At 60.5% G+C, this 18,364-nt stretch carries 16 protein-coding genes; 13 read left to right on the top strand and 3 right to left on the bottom strand.

Annotated elements, in window-relative coordinates:
- The 9 genes from gspF (at position 1) to gspN (ending at position 7,224) form a co-directional block, all read left to right on the top strand.
- Entirely contained in the window at positions 1 to 1,227 is a 1,227-nt protein-coding gene (gene gspF / locus G8764_RS05190; RefSeq protein ID WP_166162505.1) for a type II secretion system inner membrane protein GspF, read from the top strand.
- 26 nt (positions 1,228 to 1,253) lie between these two features.
- Positions 1,254 to 1,688, top strand: a complete 435-nt coding sequence (gene gspG / locus G8764_RS05185) for a type II secretion system major pseudopilin GspG (RefSeq protein ID WP_166162503.1) — start codon at positions 1,254 to 1,256, stop codon at positions 1,686 to 1,688.
- 70 nt (positions 1,689 to 1,758) lie between these two features.
- A complete protein-coding gene (gene gspH / locus G8764_RS05180) occupies positions 1,759 to 2,340 on the top strand; it encodes a type II secretion system minor pseudopilin GspH (RefSeq protein WP_166162501.1) in 582 nt (193 codons plus the stop codon).
- On the top strand, positions 2,327 to 2,743 hold the full coding sequence (gene gspI / locus G8764_RS05175; RefSeq protein WP_166162499.1) for a type II secretion system minor pseudopilin GspI: 417 nt from the start codon (positions 2,327 to 2,329) through the stop codon (positions 2,741 to 2,743). Before gspH ends, gspI begins: the two co-directional genes overlap by 14 nt.
- Before the next feature lie 5 nt (positions 2,744 to 2,748).
- Positions 2,749 to 3,468 (top strand): type II secretion system minor pseudopilin GspJ, encoded by a 720-nt coding sequence (gene gspJ / locus G8764_RS05170; protein ID WP_166162497.1) that lies wholly within the window; start codon positions 2,749 to 2,751, stop codon positions 3,466 to 3,468.
- The gene (gspK, locus tag G8764_RS05165; RefSeq protein WP_166162495.1) at positions 3,465 to 4,658 is read left to right on the top strand and encodes a type II secretion system minor pseudopilin GspK; all 1,194 of its coding nucleotides are present in this window, start codon (positions 3,465 to 3,467) and stop codon (positions 4,656 to 4,658) included. The genes gspJ and gspK overlap by 4 nt, the downstream gene beginning before the upstream one ends.
- Before the next feature lie 35 nt (positions 4,659 to 4,693).
- Complete coding sequence (gspL, locus tag G8764_RS05160) at positions 4,694 to 5,941, top strand: type II secretion system protein GspL (protein ID WP_166162493.1); 1,248 nt, start codon at positions 4,694 to 4,696, stop codon at positions 5,939 to 5,941.
- Between the two features lie 2 nt (positions 5,942 to 5,943).
- Entirely contained in the window at positions 5,944 to 6,429 is a 486-nt protein-coding gene (gene gspM, locus G8764_RS05155) for a type II secretion system protein GspM (RefSeq protein ID WP_166162491.1), read from the top strand.
- A 3-nt stretch (positions 6,430 to 6,432) separates the two neighbouring features.
- Positions 6,433 to 7,224 carry a type II secretion system protein N gene (gene gspN / locus G8764_RS05150; protein WP_166162489.1) on the top strand — a complete coding sequence of 264 codons (792 nt, stop codon included), beginning with the start codon at positions 6,433 to 6,435 and terminating at the stop codon, positions 7,222 to 7,224.
- Between the two features lie 14 nt (positions 7,225 to 7,238).
- Here gspN and G8764_RS05145 read toward each other — a convergent pair whose 3' ends face one another.
- The gene (locus G8764_RS05145; RefSeq protein WP_166162487.1) at positions 7,239 to 8,423 is read right to left on the bottom strand and encodes a glycosyltransferase; all 1,185 of its coding nucleotides are present in this window, start codon (positions 8,421 to 8,423) and stop codon (positions 7,239 to 7,241) included.
- Between the two features lie 293 nt (positions 8,424 to 8,716).
- On the opposite strand from G8764_RS05145, the gene gltX reads away from it, so the two are divergent.
- Both gltX and G8764_RS05135 read left to right on the top strand, forming a co-directional pair.
- Entirely contained in the window at positions 8,717 to 10,207 is a 1,491-nt protein-coding gene (gene gltX, locus G8764_RS05140; protein WP_166162485.1) for a glutamate--tRNA ligase, read from the top strand.
- 250 nt (positions 10,208 to 10,457) lie between these two features.
- Positions 10,458 to 12,713 (top strand): type IV pilus assembly protein FimV, encoded by a 2,256-nt coding sequence (locus tag G8764_RS05135; protein ID WP_166162483.1) that lies wholly within the window; start codon positions 10,458 to 10,460, stop codon positions 12,711 to 12,713.
- Positions 12,714 to 12,973: 260 nt separating this feature from the next.
- Here G8764_RS05135 and G8764_RS05130 read toward each other — a convergent pair whose 3' ends face one another.
- Positions 12,974 to 13,513 (bottom strand): hypothetical protein, encoded by a 540-nt coding sequence (locus tag G8764_RS05130; RefSeq protein WP_166162481.1) that lies wholly within the window; start codon positions 13,511 to 13,513, stop codon positions 12,974 to 12,976.
- 137 nt (positions 13,514 to 13,650) lie between these two features.
- Positions 13,651 to 14,841, bottom strand: a complete 1,191-nt coding sequence (locus tag G8764_RS05125; RefSeq protein ID WP_166162479.1) for a LysR family transcriptional regulator — start codon at positions 14,839 to 14,841, stop codon at positions 13,651 to 13,653.
- A 434-nt stretch (positions 14,842 to 15,275) separates the two neighbouring features.
- On the opposite strand from G8764_RS05125, the gene G8764_RS05120 reads away from it, so the two are divergent.
- Together G8764_RS05120 and G8764_RS05115 are read left to right on the top strand one after the other, a co-directional pair.
- Complete coding sequence (locus G8764_RS05120; protein WP_166162477.1) at positions 15,276 to 16,874, top strand: acyl-CoA dehydrogenase family protein; 1,599 nt, start codon at positions 15,276 to 15,278, stop codon at positions 16,872 to 16,874.
- Positions 16,875 to 17,026: 152 nt separating this feature from the next.
- Positions 17,027 to 18,361 (top strand): MFS transporter, encoded by a 1,335-nt coding sequence (locus G8764_RS05115; protein WP_207951666.1) that lies wholly within the window; start codon positions 17,027 to 17,029, stop codon positions 18,359 to 18,361.
- Positions 18,362 to 18,364: the final 3 nt, after the last annotated feature.

Below are 18,364 nucleotides of genomic sequence, written 5' to 3'. Positions count from 1 at the left end.
GTGGGAGCATACAGTTATCGAGCGTTAAATGAGCGCGGGCGAGTGGTCAAGGGGGTGGTCGAAGGCGACTCCGAGCGCCAGGTGCGCGGCCAGCTGCGTGCCAGCCAGTTAAAAGTCATCGAGGTAAAAGCCGCCGCCTCCCGCCAGCAGCCCGAGGCCAGCGGCGGCAGCAGCTGGCGCCTTGGTTTGCTGCGCAAGATCAACCACCGCGACCGCACCCTGATTACCCGCCAGCTGGCATCCCTCATTACCTCGGGCCTGCCACTGGACGAGTGCCTGAAAGCGACCGCCCGCCAGCAGCGCAAGAGCCACGTCAAGGAAATCCTGCTGCAGGTGCGCGCCCGTATCGTCGAGGGCAACACCCTGGCCCGGGCCCTGGCGGAAAGCCCCGGCTCGTTCGATGAAATGTACCGCGCCCTGGTGCGCGCCGGGGAAACCGCCGGCTACCTGGGGCCGGTCATGGAACAGCTGGCCGACCACACCGAGGCCAGCCACTACGCCCAGCAGCGTTTGCGCATGGCGATGATCTATCCACTGGTGCTGCTCTCGGTAAGTGTGCTGGTAATCGGTTTGCTGATGACTTTTGTGGTGCCGAAGATTACCGGCATTTTTGCCCACAGCCAGCGCGAGCTGCCGGCGCTCACCGAGGCGTTGATCGGCCTCAGTCACTTCGCCGTGGACTATGGCCTGTGGCTGCTGGTTGCCGTGATCGCCTTGATCGTGGGCCTGCGCCGTATGCTGCAGGTGCCGCGCTTGCGCTTGCACTGGCACCGGTGTTTACTGCGCATCCCGATCCTGCGCGGCATCATTATCGAGTCCAATTCGGCGCGCTTTGCGGCGACCCTGGGGTTGTTGGTGTCCAGCGGTGTGCCGCTGCTGGACGCGCTGCGCATCGCCGGCCAGGTGCTCAGTAACCTGGTGATGAGAAATGCCGCCGGTGACGCGGCCCTGGCGGTGCAGGAGGGGGGCAGCCTGAACAAGGCGCTGGACCAGTCGGGGCTGTTTCCGCCGCTGCTGGTGCAGATGGTTTCCATCGGCGAAGCCAACGGCGCCCTGGCCGAGCAGTTGGGGTTTGCGGCGCGCAACCAGCAGCGCGAACTGGAGCTGATGCTGGCGACCGCGCTGGGGATTATGGAGCCCATGACGGTGGTAGTGTTGGGCGGCATAGTGACGGCGATTGTGCTGGCCATCCTGCTGCCCATCTTTGAATTAAATACATTGATCTAAAGCGAACGAGAGTAGTGGTTATTGCGATGAAGAAACAATCCGGATTCAGTTTGATAGAGATACTGGTGGTACTGGTGATTATGGGGCTGCTGATCAGCATCGTGGCTCCCAATGTGCTGGAGCGCTCGGACGACGCCAGAATCCAGAAAGTACGGGCGGATTTCAAAGCCATTGAAACCACCCTGAAACTCTATCGGCTGGACAACTTTGTCTACCCCAGCAGCGAGCAGGGGCTGCAGGCACTGGTGGAAAAACCCACTATCGATCCTGTACCGCGCCAATATCGCAGCAGTGGCTATCTCGAGAGTCTGCCCATCGATCCCTGGGGGCGGCCGTATCTGTATTTGAGCCCCGGGGAAAACCGCGAGTACGACCTCTACACCCTGGGTGCCGATGGTGTCAGCGGCGGTGAAGGCCAGAACGCCGATCTCGGCAATTGGGATGTACCGCCGCAACAGTGAGGCTGGCAAACCCGCTATCGGGTCAACTCCTGCAACAGGGTAAACAATGGCGCCTGTCACCGAGGCTGGTTTGAATACAGTCGCTGGTGGTCGCTGCCCATCACGCCGGCTGCGGGGGTTCAGCCTTATCGAACTGCTGGTGGTGCTGGTGGTAATCGGGCTTGCAGTGGGCATGGTATCGCTCACCATCACCCTGGATGAACCCGCCGCAGTGGTGCGCGAGGAGAGCGACGGGTTCGCCGAAAAAATGCGCTTTGCCCTGGACGACGCCATCTTCAGTGGCGAAACCCTGGGGTTGTATATTGTGCCCGGCGATTTGCAGCAGCCCTGGCGCTACGGCTGGCTGCGCTATCGCGATCGGCAGTGGCAGATGCAGACTGATGTGCTGGCGCTGCAGCGGTTACCGGGCTGGATGATGCTGGAGCTGAGGGTTGAAAACGAGCCGGTTGACCTGGTGCAGTTGAATGCCGCCAGCCCGCAGCCACAGCCGGTAATCGCCATCTATCCCAGCGGCGAGATCACCCCGTTTGTGCTGCGCTTTTACTCCAGTGAACACGGTGTCGCCGACGAGGTGGGGCGGCGGGTACTGCTCAATAGCAGCGGCCAGCTGGTCAGTTATCAGGACGGTGAAGACAGCAGTGACTTGCGCTAACAGAACGCAGTATCACAACCGTGGGACGAAGGGATCACGGCGGCGGGCCGGCGGCTTTACCCTGGTGGAAGTGCTGGTGGCATTGTTTGTGATCGGGGTGGCGATTCCGGCGCTGTTGTCGCTGGTGATGGGACAGGTGGATGGGACCGGGATTTTGCGCCAAAAAATGGTGGCCCACTGGGTGGTGGAAAATCGCCTGACTCAACTGCGCCTGCAAAAAGCGGTGACGCAACAGGTGTTTAAGGGCAAGGCGTCCGGCATCGAGGCCATGGCCGGCAGTGAGTGGCAGTGGCAAGTGGAGAGCACGCCTACCGAGGTGAGCGGCCTGCTGCGCTATGACATTACCGTTGGCACCCGGGAGCAGGCGGCACTGGTGTCGCTGACGGCGTTTGTTGATGAGTAGTGCCGATGAGTAGTGTCCATGGCGCAATAGCCATCGCCATGCGGCCGCGGCCAGGGTTGCGCCGCGACCGCGGCTTTACCCTGGTGGAAGTGCTGGTGGCGCTGGGACTGTCGGCGGTGGTGGCGGTGCTGGCTTACCAGTCGCTGACGGTGGCGTCGGACGCCTCCCGCGCCATGAAGCTTGCCGCCGAGCAGATGAATGCGGTGGAGCGAACCTGGCAGTTTATCCGCCAGGATCTGCAGCACAGCATCAACCGGGCGCCGCTGCAGGGGCAGCAACAAAGCCTGCCGGCGTTCGAGGCAGTGGCCGCTGCTGAGCTGGATAGCTTCACCTTTGTTGGTGATACCTGGTTTTTGCGCCTGACCCGCTCCGGCTGGTCCAACCCCCTGGGGCAAGTGCGCAGTGAATTGCAGGGAGTGGCCTACCAGTTACAGGACGGCAGTTTGTATCGGGTCAGCTGGCCGCAACGGGATTATTACGACGGCATACTGCCCGCCATGCAGCGCCGCCTGTTGCTGCCCGGAGTGGAGCAACTAAGGCTGCGTTTTTTACCGCTCTCGGCGGCGGGGCTGGACGACAGTGACTGGGTGGAACAGTGGCCGCTCAGCAGTAACGACGGCACTGTCAATAACACCAGTCTGCCGCGGGCGGTGGAAGTGACCCTGGTGGCAGATACCCTGCCCGAGAGCAAGCGGGTGTTCCTGTTGGCGGGTGCCGCGCAGTGATCGCAGCAGCACGACAACGGCCAGAGCGCGAACTGCCAGAGGGCATACTGCCAGAGCGCATACTGCCAGAGCGCATACTGCCAGAGCGCATACTGCCAGAGCGCATATTGCCGGCCCATAAACTGCCGGCGCATAAATTGCGGGCCGGCTGGGAGCCAGCCAGGGCGCGACAGTCGGGGGCGGTGTTGATTATGGCCCTGTTGATCGTGGCGGTGGTGGCCGGGCTGGCGACCAGCATGGGTTTCTGGTTTCAGCTGACCCTGGCGCGGGGCGAGAATCGCTGGCACGGGGCCCAGGCCGAGGCCTACCTGCAGGGGGCGGAGAGCCTGGCGGCCTACCTGCTGCAGGACGACTACAACAACAGCAAGGTGGATCACCTCGGGGAAAACTGGGCCCGGGAGGGGGTGTATTTCCCGGTGAATGAGCGGGGTGACGGTTTGACGCCGGCCATCCGCGACGCCCAGGCACGGCTTAATTTGAATTCGCTGGCGACCAAACTGGTTTACAAAAATCAGTCGAACACACCGGATTTCGCCGCTTTCAGCCCCGCTCAACAGCAGTTTGTGCGCTTGCTACAAAGTTTTGACGCGCTGCCGGTGAGCGAGGCCGAAGCGGTGGCTATACTGGAGGCCGTGGTCGACTGGATCGACCGGGATTCTGCTGTTAGCGGCCAGGGCGGGGCGGAGCTGTATGAGTACCAGCAGCTGGAGCCGGCCTATCACCCGGCCAATCAGTATTTCTACAGCGTGTCCGAATTGCGCCTGGTGCAGGGCGTCAGTGCAGAGCTCTACCAGCAACTGGAGCCAATGCTGGTGGCCCTGCCAGAACCGGTGAGCTTGAACCTCAATACCGCACCGCTGCAGTTGCTCAGGACCCTGGGCAGCAAGGAGCAGCAAGTGCCGCTGTCGTTGGCCGAGGCGGAAAGCCTGGATGCCGCGCGGCAGGCGCGGCGCCAGACCGGGGAGGGGGATAAACAGGGCTTTGCCAGCCCGGAAGAGTTTTTCCAAACGGCGGAGGCCGAGGCGGTGTTCGGCCGCGAGGCGACCCTGGCCACCGAGGGGCTGACCGTGACCAGCCATTATTTTCAGCTGCAAGTGGAAGCGGCCGTCGCCCGCCAGCGGCGAACCCTGGTGAGCCTGCTGCAGCGCAGCGAAACGGGCGTCAAAGTGGTGGGGCGGAGCGGGCTCTAGTGGGTCCACAAGAGTGAGAATTGAGGGTTAAAACCGTGTTTGTAATTCGTGTACTGGAACAAGAGGATGGCACCATCGGCTACGCCTGCTGCCTGCTCGCTGAGCAGAGGGCATCCGCCTGGCAGTGGTGCGAGACCGCCGCCGAGTTGCAAGCCCGGGCGGCCCAGTCAGAGTACGATGCTGTGGGGCTGATCCTGCCCGGCCAGAGAGTCGGTCGCGGCGGCCTTACGCTCAGTCGGGCCGAGCTGCGCCACCTGGCCAGCCTGGCCCCGTTTCAACTGGAAGATGAATTGGCCGGGTCGGTGGATGAATTGCATTTTGCCTATTCCATACCGGAGCGGGGCGAGGCCGGCTACCGGGTCGAGGCCTACTGGGTCGACAGAGACTGGCTGCGGGCTCGCTATGACGAACTCGAGGCGCTGGGTTTTGAGATCAGCCACTGCTGGGCGGACTTCGATTTGCTCGACGGGGCGGCGGGAAATTGCTGGACGCTGCAGCTGGATGGCAATGTGCTGGTTCACCCGGCCGGCTCTCAGGCGTTTGCCCTGGATCTTTCCATGGCCCCGGTAGTGCTGGAGAAAATGGTGGCCGCGCAGGTATCCCAGGGTATTGAGCTGCCCGAGTCACTGCACCTGTTGGCGCCGGACGACCGGGGGCTGCAGGCATTAACCGGCTGCGTACCCAACATTTTACGTTCGCTGCCGGTAGAGAGTGAGTTACAGCCCTTGCGCCTGTCGACGGCATTGCTCAGCAGAGCCCGGGATTTGGCCCGGGGTGACTTCGCCAAAATGCTGCCATTCGGCCGCTGGTGGCAGCAGTGGCGCGCGGTATCGGTGCTGGCCGGTGTCGCCGTGGCGCTCTACCTGGCGGTTGGCCTGGTGCAGGTGGCCGATCTCCAGGCGCAACAGCAACAGGTGCGCAGCGCGATTGAATCCAGTTACCGCCAGGCGGTGCCCAGGGGCGCCATGGTGGACCCGGAAAAACAGCTGCGCCAGAAAGTCAGGGGCAGTGGTAACCAGGGCGAGCGCAGTTACTTCCTGCCCATGATGGCGTTTGTCGGCCCGATTTTGAATGAGCACCAACAAGTCCGGGTCGCCTCTTTGAATTACCAGAGCAACAAGCATGAGTTGCGACTCAGCATCGAGTCGGAATCCTTTGCGGATATCGAAGCCCTGCGCGCGCGGCTCAACGCCCGGGGCTACCGGGCGGAGTTGACCAGCTCCAGTTCACGCCAGCAGAAGCACCTGGCGCAATTGCAAATCGTGCGCACAGCGGGAGTTTGAGAATGTTGGCAGAACTGAAAGCGGCATTCTTGCGCCGCGATAGCCGCGACCAGGTCATGCTGCTGCTATTGCTGGCCGCGCTGTCACTGTTCCTGCTCTACCATCTGCTGGTGCTGCCGCTAAACGGCTATATCAACAGCCAGCAGGTGCAACTGGCGGGCCTGCAAGCCAGCCACGGCCGAGTCAAAAACCTGGCCGCCCAGGTGATCCAGGGGCAGACGAGTAATGTGCGTCCGGCTGCCAGCAACAGCCTGGCGCAGCAGGTGGACCAGGCCTTGCGCCAGAGTGGGCTCAGCATGCAGGGTCTGCAATCGGGTGCCGATGGCGAGGTGCGCTTGCGTTTGCAGGAGGTGGAATACTCCCGCTTGTTGCAGTGGCTGTACAGCATGGAAGTGGAGCTGGGGGTGCAGGTGATCAGTTTGTCGATGGTGGCGAGCCAGGAGGAAGGCCGGGTGGTGGCCAATATTGTGTTGAGAAAAGGAGGCTAGCCCGTGGCAGATTCAACCGCACCCGTGCGTCGCTCGCGCTGGTGGCAGCTGCTGTTGTTGGGGCTGGCTTTTTGGCTGCTGTGGGTGCTTGCCAAAGCACCGGCGACATTGCTGGCCAACCTGGTACAGAGCAACCTGCCGGGCAGTGCGATAAGCGCGGTAACGGGCAGTTTTTGGCGCGGCCAGGCGGGCGAGGTGGTACTTCCCCTCTATGGCGTCAATTATTCCCTCGGGGCAACCCGTTGGCGGGTCAGGCCGTTGCGCTTGCTAAGCCTGGAACTCTGCCTCGAATTGGAAGCGGAGCTTAATCGCCAGCAAGTGCAAGGGCTGTTGTGCGTGAATCCGGCCGGTACGGTGCGTATTGCCGACACTGATATTACCGTGCCCGCCGCTGTGGCAACGCTGTGGCAAGCCCCGCCCGCCGATGGTTTGTTGTCTCTGCATATCGCCGCGGCGGAGATGCACAATGGAGCGCTTGAGCGCGCCAGTGGCAGTGCCAGTTGGCAGCAGGGGCGCGTGTTGCTGTTCGAGCGCTGGCTGGAATTGGGCACCTACGGCACGCGTTTTCAAACTAATGGTCGCGGTGTGCTGGAGGCCGAGGTGATGGACGTAACAGCGCCGCTGGAACTGCAGTTGAGCGCCAGTTCCGAGCTGGGCAAAAACCTGGTACTGAAGGGCAAGTTGCGAGCGCGGCAAAACCTCGATCCCCAATTGGCGCAGGGGCTGCAATTTCTCGGCGCCCCCGATAGCGAGGGTTTTTACCTGATCAACCAATCGCTGGGTTTGGGTTTATAGCGCGGGGGCGGGTATTAGTCATTAAAAGTGGCGTTGTCGCGCTTGACGTCTTCCGCAAACGGCTTGAATACAAACAGTCGCGCAGTAATGAAATTCACCCCCATGCCCAGCGCCACTCCAGCCATCAGCGCCAATATCCGGTTTTGGTCAAAGAAAGCGAACTCACTGGTTAGAAGTACGTAACTACCCCAGTTGACGGCAAAGCCGAGACTGGAGGTGAGCAGGAAGCGTGGCCACTGCACCAGCTTGGCCAGCTGCTGGTGTTGGGAAAAGGTGATGGTGCGATTCCAGCCCCAGTTCCAGGAGGCCGCGACCAGGAAGGAAAGCGCCCGGGCGGTGGTGTGGGATAGGCCCACCAGCCATTGCAGCAGTAGATAAAACAACAGGTCGATGACAAAACCGCTGGCCCCTACCAGGCCGAACTGCACCAGCTCCGACAGCAGTGGAAAGTGAAAGTGGTAGAGGCGCCGCAGGTGTTGCAGAAAGCGCAATTGCTCGCGCGCGCTGAGCTTGCTCTCGCCGTGCACGCGCTCGCCGAAGTGGATGGGGACTTCTTTGGGTTTATCGAAGTCACCTTTGACAAAAATCTCCAGACCAATTTTATAGCCCACCGGCGACAGCAATTGCCGCTCCGGCAGCGAGTCCCGCGGCAGGGCAAAGAAGCCCGACATGGGGTCCCGCAGGGGCGAGAGTGGGCGCGACAACCAGGAGGGCACGCGCGAGTTAATGGTTCGAGACCAGCCCCAGTTGGCGTGGGTGGAGCCGCCGGGCACATAGCGGGAGCCAACCACAAAGTCGGCCTCACCGCTTTGCAAGTGGTCCAGCATGGCGGGGATGGCGCTGCAGGGGTGGGAGAGATCGCCGTCCATGACCACCAGGTAAGTGCCGCGGGCCTTGCTGCAGCCCTCCAGCACCGCCGAAGATAAGCCTCTCTGGTGGCGACGACTGATCAGCCGGACCGGGTTGCCCTCGCTAAGCAGCTGCTCACAGGCAGCACCGGTGCCATCGTCTGAGTGGTCATCGACGATAATCAGTTCGTATGGGGTTGCCCGGGGTGCCAGGACATCGTCTATGCCGCGGGCTAACAGGGGGATATTCAACGCCTCCCGATAAGTGGGCACGATAATGGACACGGCCGGGCTTTCACACTCAGGGGCGGCGAGGGGGGGAGCTGCTGCGGCGGTGGCGATCGAGGCCATGATCAAATCCGTTTGCTACTTATGTTGAATTTGGCGCCATTATAATGGTTTTCGCCGCGAGCCGCAGCCTTTTTTCTCCAGCCTTCTTCTGGCTTTTCTGTGGCGCCTGGCCGGGTTAGTCGCTGGTTGAGGGCGGCGGAAGTGCGTATAATCGCGGGCTTTTGCTGGCAGCCAGTCCGTGGCAAAGTCTTCCTGCTTTTGCCGCGAGCCTTTTATCGTAACCGAGTAAACAGAGTAAGAGTAATGCCAGCGTCGAATTCCTGTTGCCATCCATTATCCAGAGCCTGAAATACATGACCGTTCGCACCCGTATCGCCCCATCGCCCACCGGTGACCCCCACGTAGGCACCGCCTATATTGCCCTGTTCAACCTGTGTTTTGCCCGCCAGCACGGCGGCCAGTTTATCTTGCGCATCGAGGATACCGACCAGGCCCGCTCCACACCGGAGTCGGAACAGGCGATTCTGGACAGCTTGCGCTGGCTGGGGCTGGATTGGGACGAGGGCCCGGACAAGGGCGGCGAGTTCGGCCCCTATCGGCAGAGCGAGCGGCGCGATATCTACGCCCGCTACGCCGAGGAATTGGTGGCCAAGGGCCACGCTTTCTATTGTTACCGCACGCCGGAAGAGCTGGACGAACTGCGCGCCGCCCGGCGCGAGGCCGGTGGCTTTGCCGCCCTCAAGCCCAGTGAATTGCGGCTGCCAGAAGAGGAAGTGGCGCGTCGCAAGGCGGCCGGGATGCCCGCGGTGGTGCGCATGAATGTTCCCGAAGGCGAGGGACCCTGCCCGATAGATGACCTGCTGCGCGGCAGCATAGAGCTGGACTGGGGCCAGGTGGATGCCCAGATCCTGCTGAAATCCGACGGTATGCCCACCTACCATCTGGCCAATGTGGTGGACGATCACCTGATGGGCATCACTCACGTGTTGCGCGGTGAGGAATGGATCAACTCGGCCCCCAAACACAAACTACTGTACGAATACTTTGGCTGGGAAATGCCCCAGCTGTGTCACTTGCCGCTGCTGCGCAACCCGGACAAATCCAAGCTCAGCAAGCGCAAAAACCCCACCTCCATCCTCTATTACCAGCGCATGGGCTACCTGCCGGAAGCGCTGGTCAACTACCTGGGGCGGATGGGTTGGTCCATGCCGGATGAGAGCGAAAAGTTCAGCCTGCAGCAGATGATGGATAATTTCGATGTGCAGCGGGTATCTCTGGGCGGCCCCATATTCGACACCGAGAAGTTGTCCTGGCTCAACAGCCTCTGGATTCGCGAGGACCTGTCGCTGGAGCAATTGGCGGAGCGGCTGCAGGGCTGGGCCTTCAATCGGGAAAACCTGCTGGCGGTATTGCCCCACGCCCAGACCCGGATGAATACCCTCAGTGACTTCGCGCCGCTGATGGCGTTCCTGGTGTCCGGCCAGCTGCCGCTGACCCAGGCCAGCTTTGCCGAGGTCAAGTTGGAGGAAGACAAGCTCAAGGAGGTGCTGCAATTCTCCCTCTGGCGGCTGGAAAACCTGCGCCACTGGGATCGGGACGAGATTTTCAGCACCCTCAAGACCCTGGCCGACCAGCTCGAATTGAAGCTCAAGGACTTTCTCGCGCCGCTGTTTATCGCTATCGCCGGTACCACCGCGTCTTTTTCCGTGATGGACTCCATGGTATTGCTGGGGCCGGACATGAGCCGGGCCCGCCTGCGCCATGCCCTGGGCGTGTGTTGCGGTGAACTGGGCAAGAAGCAGCTGAAAAAACTGGAAAAAGCCTACGAAGCCCTGAACCGGTAGCAGAATTGAGTTGCATAGCCCAACATGGCATTAAGTCCATTGCCGGCTATACTTTTCGTCAAGACTGCTCTTTTGTGCCGTCCCTGTGTTGCGGGGACGGTCAAACCAGCGAGTTTCAGGGTCCGTACGTAGCGCGTACGTAGCGGACAGGCACCGGTGCCGCTGGGGTCAATGAAAACCCGCGCCCATGGAATAAACACGAGTTGCCTTTTAGCAGTGCCAGTGTTGGAAAGGCCATAGAGACACATACATGCTGTTTGGTAAGCACAAACCCTGCGTTATCACCGTTGCTGCATTGCTGAGTGGCGTTTTGCTGTCGTTCAACGCCGCGGCCCTTGGTCTCGGTGAAATCACCTCCAGCTCGCTGCTGGGGCAGCCGCTGCAGGCCGAAATCAATGTGGTCGACTCCGCCCGGGAATATCGTGCGCAAGACCTGTTGGTGCAAAAACTCGACATAACCCGGGCGCAGCAATTCGGCTTCGACGCCCTTTCGGTAAATTACGACCTGGTGCTGGAGCTGGACAACACCGATGCCGGCGTGGTGGTGCGGGTGGCAAGTCGCCGGCCGGTGCTGGAGCCCTTTATTAATTTCCAGGTGGAGCTGCAGTGGTCGAAGGGTTCGCTGATTCGTGAATACACTCTGTTTCTCGACCCGCCAGCCCTGGCCGCGACAGCGGTTGACTCGCGCCCTGCGGCAAGTGGCAGCGGTGCTGGCGCAACTACCGGCCCCGGCAACATTAGCAACAACGTCAGCAAAACTGCTGCTGGCAGCGCAGGCGCCGCGGCAGTAGCGAGTCGCCGCACCGCTGTGACGGCACTGACGGCGGACAGTTACCGCGTGCAGAGTGGTGACAGCCTCTCCGCTATCGCTCGGCGCTGGTCCGAGGGGCGCGGGGAAAGCCCGGCTCGGGTGAGCCAGTGGCTGTTCCAGCACAACTCCCAGGCGTTTATTGGCGGTGATATCAATCGCTTGAAAGCCGGTGCCAGCTTGCAGTTGCCGCAGGCCAGTGATTTACCGCTGCAACTGGGCGGGGAATCCGGCAGCGTTGGCGCCGTCAGCGCGCCCGCCGCTGCTGTCCAGAGCGAGTCCGGCGCAGCGGGTGGTAATCGTGCCTGGATGAATAATCTGCCTACCCGGGAGCCGGCCAGTGCTGTGAGTCCGGTGCCGGCGCCGGAGCGCGACACCGACCAGGCGGCGGGCATGTTGCGGCTGTCGGAAAAAAGTGAGGGCTCGACGCCGAGTTTTGCCGAGCTGGACGCGGAAAGCCCAGAGGCACTCAAAGCCTATCTCGACAGCACCCGGGAATCCATCGACCGGGTGCAGCGTGACAATGCCGACCTGCGCCGGCAGATCGATACCATTGAAAACTCCGATTACATCAATATGTTGAAAGAGTTGGTGGAGCTGCAGGCCCAACAACTGGAAGCGCTTAATCGTCAGCGTAGCGGCGCCGGCAGCCCGGCTGCGACTACTGTGGTTGCGAATCCTGCTGCTGGTGGCGGGGTCGCGGCAGCAGCGACCCCGCCGCCCGGGCAGTCACTGCTTGACATCAACAGTGCCACACAGCCGGCGCAAACGCCGCTGGCTAATCGCGATGCCTATAAGGGCTGGGCGGCTTTGGGGTTGCTGTTACTGGCCCTGATTCTGCTGGCACTTATTATCCGGCGCCTCTGGGAGCAACAGGGTTCACGCTATAAAACCCGGGAGCTGCCGATTGCGGTGGCCCCAATTACCGTGACCGCCGGCGCTGCAAAAGCAAGCGCCGCAGCGACGCCGTCCAGGGCGACCAACAATGCGACGTCATCCTCCGGGACGACAAATACCGGGGCGGCAAAGAGCAAAGCGGGAACGGCGCCAGGCAAGAGCGTAGCAACGGCCGCAGTGCAGAGTGCTGCCGAGCGGGAGGCTCTGCCGGATCTATTGGACGATGATTTTGAAATTACCGATGCAGACTTGCAGACCCTGGGGCCACTGGAGCTGGATATCGATACCGGTGAAGTCGTACCCTCGCCCTTGACCGCAGATGCACCCAAGTCGAAAGCCAAACCTGAAGCCAAGCATGAACCTGCTGTTAAGCCTCCGGCGAAAGCGCCAACGGGCAGCCCGTTTGAGGATTTGATTCCGCAGATGACCCACTCCATCGACGACGACTGGGACGAACTGTTCGATGCCATTATTGGATTAGATGGTGGTATGGAAAATGGAATAGAAAGTGATTTGGAAGATGGTATCGACGCTGGCACTTTCGGTGGTGAACCGGGGGCCAAAGACGGAGTTAAGGACAAGCTTCATAAGAGCAAAGTAAAGGGCCTGGATAAGCGGGAAGGCAAAAATAAAGGACAAGACAGTTTCGAGTTGTCGCTGGAATTTGAGAGTGAGCCGAGCGCCACCGGACCAGTGGCCAATGTGCCGACTGCCGCCAGGAAAACTGTCAGTAAGAAGGCAGCCGGTAAGCTACAAATGAAGCCGGGCAACAAGCCGGCGGAGAAACCGCGCAAGCGCTAATCAATTGCCGGGCACTGGTATTGGCTCAGGGTAACAGGCTCAGGGTAACAGGCTGTGGATAGGGCACTGGCAGAATAGTTGGTGCTGAGCTTCTTGCCAACAATCAGGCTCTTGTTAACATCAGCTTCTTGCCAACAAGTAACAAGCTTTTTGGCAGCCAGCATAATTCAGCATTTTGTCTGCGTTTATTACGGTCAAAAAAAAGGGGCTGTTTCCAGCCCCAAAAAATAACAATGTTAGCTGACCAGAGCTAAATTCGATTAAGCAGTCGCTTCTTCTTTCACGGCAGCAGCAGCTTTCTTGGCCGGAGCCTTCTTGGCTGGGGCTTTTTTGGCAGCGCTCTTGCCAGACAGGGTGCTGAATACTTCTTCGGCAGCACTCTTGAGGATTTTGGCGCTGTCTTCCAGCTTGCTGGAGCCAGTTTTTACGGCTTCCTTGACGCTGTCTGCTTGCTTCTCGGCCTGGGCCTTGGCGTCGTCAACGGATTTTTTTACAGCGGCTTTAACGTCAGCAGCAGTTTTCTTGATTTCTGCCTTGGTGTCGTTAACAGCGGTTTCACCAGAAGCACGAACTTTGGAGATAAATGCCTTGTTGGCATTGTAGCCTTTTTCCAGCGCCTTCTTGTTGACGTCCACAGCGCTCTGCAGGGCACCCTGCAGCTCTTCAAAGTAAGTCTTGATCGGGGTGGTGTATTCTTCGTTCAGAGCAGAAGCCTTATCAGAAACCTTTTTCAAGTTTTCTTCAAAAGTCTTTGTCATTCCTTCAACACCAGTGAAGAGTTTGCTTGAGTAAGTAGCCATGTGTAGCTTCTCCTAAATAAAATTGTCTGAATTGCCAAGGTTTCTCTTGTGGGGGCTAATGTAGGAAAAAAAACTAGAAAACACATACTAAAAAAGCAAAGAAACTGATGTTTGACACGTGATTACACCGCTTGGCGTCAGTTTTCACTGCGCAGCAATTCCAGGAAGCGCGTCTGCACCCGGGTTGGCAGCCATTGCTTGCGCAACGCCAGGCCGATATCGCGACTGGTGCCGGTGAGAATTTGTGGATTGACTACCAGCAAGCCCTGGGCCACTTCTACCTCCACCTGCCTGGCGGGCAGCAGGGCGGCGCGGTCGCTCTCCAGCAGCAGGCCGCGGGTGGCCACCAGGGAGCTGCACTCAATCACGTGCTCCGGCGGATTCAGCCCGGCGTTTTCAAACAGGCGCGCGAACACATCCCGGGCCGGGGTATTGAGTCGCGGTGCAATCCAGTCCAGCTGTTGCAACTCTGCCGCCGTGAACGCCGTTTTATTGGCCAGCGGGTGTCCGGCCCGTACTACCACGTTGAGAGGGTCGCGGAACAACAGTTGCTGGGTGATATCCGGGCTCGGTTGTGGATGCCGGAGGGCGCCGACAATAACGTCCAGCTGGCCCTGCAGCAGGCTGTGCAACTGCTCCTCGTAGGGGCCGTCGATAATACTGACGCGCGCCGCCGGAAACTCCTGCAGTAACAGGGTCACTGCGTGGGGCACCATGCGGGTCCTGGCCAGCGGCAGGCTGCCCACCCGCAGGTTGCCGTTCATATGCCCCTCGTGTTCGCTCACCTCATCCAATCCCTGGGACAGCTCGGAAAAATACAGGTTGGCATAACGGGCCACCTGGCGGGCCTGCCAGCTGGGCTCGACTCCCGCCGGGGAGCGCTGGAAAAAGGTCTGTTCGCAGACACTTTCCAGTTCGCGCACCGCCCGGTGTACGGTGGGCTGGGTGAGTTGCAGCCGGTTGGCGGCGAGGGTGTAACTGCCTTCCTCCACCACCGTGATCAGGGCCCGCAACTGGGTGGTGGTGAGCAAGCGGTGCAAGTGCCTGGGTTTATCCCGCTGCCGTGCACCCAGCACGCCATCCAGCGCTTTCAACCAATTGACCGCACGTTCGGCACGGCGCAGGAAAATGAGCCCGGCCTCGGTGGCAAAAAGGCCGGACGGGGTGCGGGTAAACAGGGTCAGCGCCAGTTCCCGCTCCAGTTTTGCCAGGCCCTGGGTAACCGCTGACTGGGACAGGTGCACGCGCCTGGCGGCGTGGCTGACGCTGCCCAGACGGTGGACTTCCAGGGCGGCGATAAGGTGGCGCAGGTTGGCTAGGGGAGTCATGGGACGACCTTCAGGTTTTAGGAAATTATAGAAAAATCTAATGCCCAGGCATACAGGGTCAGCGGCCTGTCTCAACTCTGACAGAGAAAACCAGGGCCTAAATCAATCGCCCAGGCCAATAGTCACGGCTGAATAGTCATAACTTAGCTGCGTGGTACCTTCTGCATGGTTTTTCGTCACCAAGCGCAATTCCGGCACCTGCGCACGTGTCCTATGCTTTTAACCTGACCGAGTACCAGCACCACCGAAGCTGCAATCATTGCTGGGGCAAAGTATTAGCCAGTGATGCGGGGCCATAGCCACAGCCCAAAAGCGTGACGAAAGCAGGCGGGATTTCAACGATACGTTTTCACTGACATCCCGGAGTAACTGCCAGACTTTTGATAAATACCGCAGGCCCGGGCATCTGACCCCACTCATAGAGCCATATCGCTATGAAAGAATTCAAGGCACCTGTAGAAGACATCGAGTTCTGCCTGCGGGAAATCGTTGCTATCGACCAGCTCCCCGAATGGGATCAGGAATTGTGCTCCGAGGTGATCAATGTCTTTGCCCGCTTCGCCGAGCAGGAGATCGCCCCGCTGAACGAACCCGGTGACCGGGAAGGCTGCCGGCTTGAGAACGGCAGGGTACATATGCCGGCGGGCTTGCCCGAGCTTTTCCAGCGCTACGCTGGTGATGGCTGGCAGGGGTTGAGCCTGCCACCGGCGCTCGACGGCCAGGGTATGGGCGCGGCCCTGCAAGCGGTCATCAGCGAGATATTCAGTGGCGCCAATCACAGTCTGCAGATGATTGTGTCCCTGGTGCCGGGGGCCGCGCGGGTATTGCTGGATTTTGGCTCCGAGGCGCTGCAACAGCAGTATATTCCCCGCTTGGCCTCTGGTGAACTGCTGGCCACCATGTGCCTGACCGAAGCGGGTGCCGGTTCTGATCTTTCGGAGGTGCGCTGCAGGGCGCTCGCCGACGAGGATGGCTGGCGGATTGAGGGTGAGAAGATCTTTATTTCTGGCGGTGACCAGGATCTGAGTGAGGGTATCTTGCACCTGGTGCTGGCGCGCACCGGCGCTGGCGGCACGCGGGGGTTGTCCCTGTTTGCCTGCCCATCGGCGCTGCCCGATGGCAGTGTCAATGGTGTGTCGGTGCTGCGCATCGAGGAGAAAATGGGCTTGCACGCCTCGCCCACCTGCCAGTTGCAGTTCGACGGGGCTCGGGCGGAGTTGATCGGGCAGCCGGGTGCCGGCCTGAAATGCATGTTTGCGATGATGAACCACGCGCGCATCGATGTCGCCCTGCAGGGTGTTGCCCACGCTGCGCGGGCGTTCGACATCGCCGCCGCCTATGCGGCCGAGCGCAAGCAGGGCAAAGACCAGGCGGGCGCTGCGGTGACCATCGACCAGCACGCCGACGTGCGCCAGATGCTGGACGACATGGCGGCACTGGCCATTGGCGGCCGCGCCCTGGTGTACCAGGTCATGTTGCTGCTCGAACAGGGCAGGGATGAGGCGCTGGTCAGCTTTCTTACTCCGGTGGCGAAATTCTTCTGCACGGAAGCGGGCACCCGTGCGGCGTCATTGGCCCAGGATGTACTGGGTGGTTACGGTTACCTCAGCGAATACCTGGTGGAGCAGACCTATCGCGATGCGCGAATTACCACCATCTACGAGGGCGCTAACGGTATTCACGCGCTGACGCTGTTGCGGCGTGAATTGGCCCGCGGTGGCGATGATTTTGTGCGCCTGGTTGAGAGGCTGGCGCAAGAGGGCGTGGCGGAGACGGTGCTGGCCGGGCTCGACTGCTGGTCCAGGGCCCGGGCCTGTGTTGACGCCAGCGGCGCATCGTCCGCCTGCGCCCGGGATTTTATGCGCTTGACCGGCAAGGTGCTGTACCTCGCCCTGTGGTCGAAGATCTGCCAGCGCGCTGATGCCGCACCCGATGTCGATCTCTATCGCCGCGCCGCTGCGCGCGTGCTGCGAAGGGTTCCTTGCGAAATAGCGTGCCTGGCGGCCCTTGTCCAGGCCGAAACGGCGGCCTGACGGCAGTTTGCAATAAGGGGCGTCGTGGTAGTTTGTGCATAGAATTTGGTCACTATTCGCAATTCTGCTGCTGGTATTTTTTGCATAGTATAAACACTCTGGTACAGGCCAGAGCTGGTTAGGACTCCATTAAACACGATAAGAATAAGCCTATGACTACTGCAACTGTCGCCGATCCCAAGCAACTGCTCGATCAATCTGCCATGAACGGTTTCCAAATCATGGCGGTGGTGATCTGCATCCTGCTGAATGCCCTGGACGGTTTCGATGTGCTGGCAATCAGCTTTGCCTCGCCCGGCATTGCCAATGAGTGGTCCATCAACCGGGCGGCACTCGGTGTGGTATTGGCGATGGAGCTGTTCGGCATGGCGGTGGGATCTATTCTGCTGGGTGGTATGGCCGACAAGATCGGCCGGCGACCGACCATTCTCTGGTGCCTGGTGCTGATGACCGCGGGTATGTACCTGGCGTCGCTGGTCAACAGCGTCAATCAATTGCTGCTGGTGCGCTTTGCCACCGGTCTCGGTATCGGCGGCATGCTGGCGGCCACCAATGCCATGGTGGCCGAGTACGCCAACGCCCGTTTCCGCAACCTGGCGGTGATCCTGATGGCTACCGGTTACCCCGTCGGCGCGATCGTCGGGGGTTCCATTTCCACCGTATTGCTGCAGCAATTCGACTGGCGTGCCATCTTCGTCTTTGGCGCCATCGCCACCGGGATCTTTCTGGTTGTCGTGTGGATTGGTCTGCCGGAATCCATCGAGTTCCTGGCGAAAAAGCAGCCCGCGAATGCGCTGGCGCGTATCAACCGCACCCTGGAGAAAATGGGTCACGACACCCTGAAGGTGCTGCCCGAGCGGGAGGCAGTGGTAAAAAAATCCAGCTTCCACACGCTGTTTTCGGCGCGCTTCCTGGCCCTGACCCTGCTTCTGATCGTCGCCTATTTCATGCTTATTATGACCTTTTACTACATTCTCAAGTGGATTCCCAAGATCGTGGTGGACATGGGTTTTGAGGCCTCTTCCGCCGGCACTGTACTGGTGTGGGCCAATGTTGGCGGTGCCACAGGCGCGATATTGTTGGGCTTGTTTGCCAGTCGCCTGAAGCTGCGCAAGCTGCTGATCGGTGTGCTGATCCTGGCGTTTGCGATGGTTTCGGTGTTCGGCCTGGGGCAGGAGAGCCTCACTGGCCTGGCACTGGTGGCCGCCATGACCGGCTTCTTTACCAACGCCAGCGTGGTGGGCTTCTACGCCCTGATGGCCAGCGCCTTTCCGTCCGAGTTACGCGCCAGTGGTACCGGCATCGTTATCGGTATTGGCCGCGGCGGCGCCGCGCTGGGGCCGGTGATCGCCGGGTTTTTATTCGCCGCCGGCTTCGATCTGCTGGTGGTGTCCATCTTTATGGGAGCGGGAGCACTGGTCGCGGCTCTTGCATTGTTCATGCTGGGGCCAGTGCTGAAACAGCACGGCCTGCCGGCCAATATCTGAAAA

Origin of the sequence: Pseudomaricurvus alcaniphilus (assembly GCF_011440395.1) — a bacterium.
In the GTDB taxonomy this organism is placed as follows: domain Bacteria; phylum Pseudomonadota; class Gammaproteobacteria; order Pseudomonadales; family Cellvibrionaceae; genus Pseudomaricurvus; species Pseudomaricurvus alcaniphilus.
Note: the sequence above shows the minus strand (reverse complement) of the source record. Positions and strands in the feature narration are given on the sequence as shown.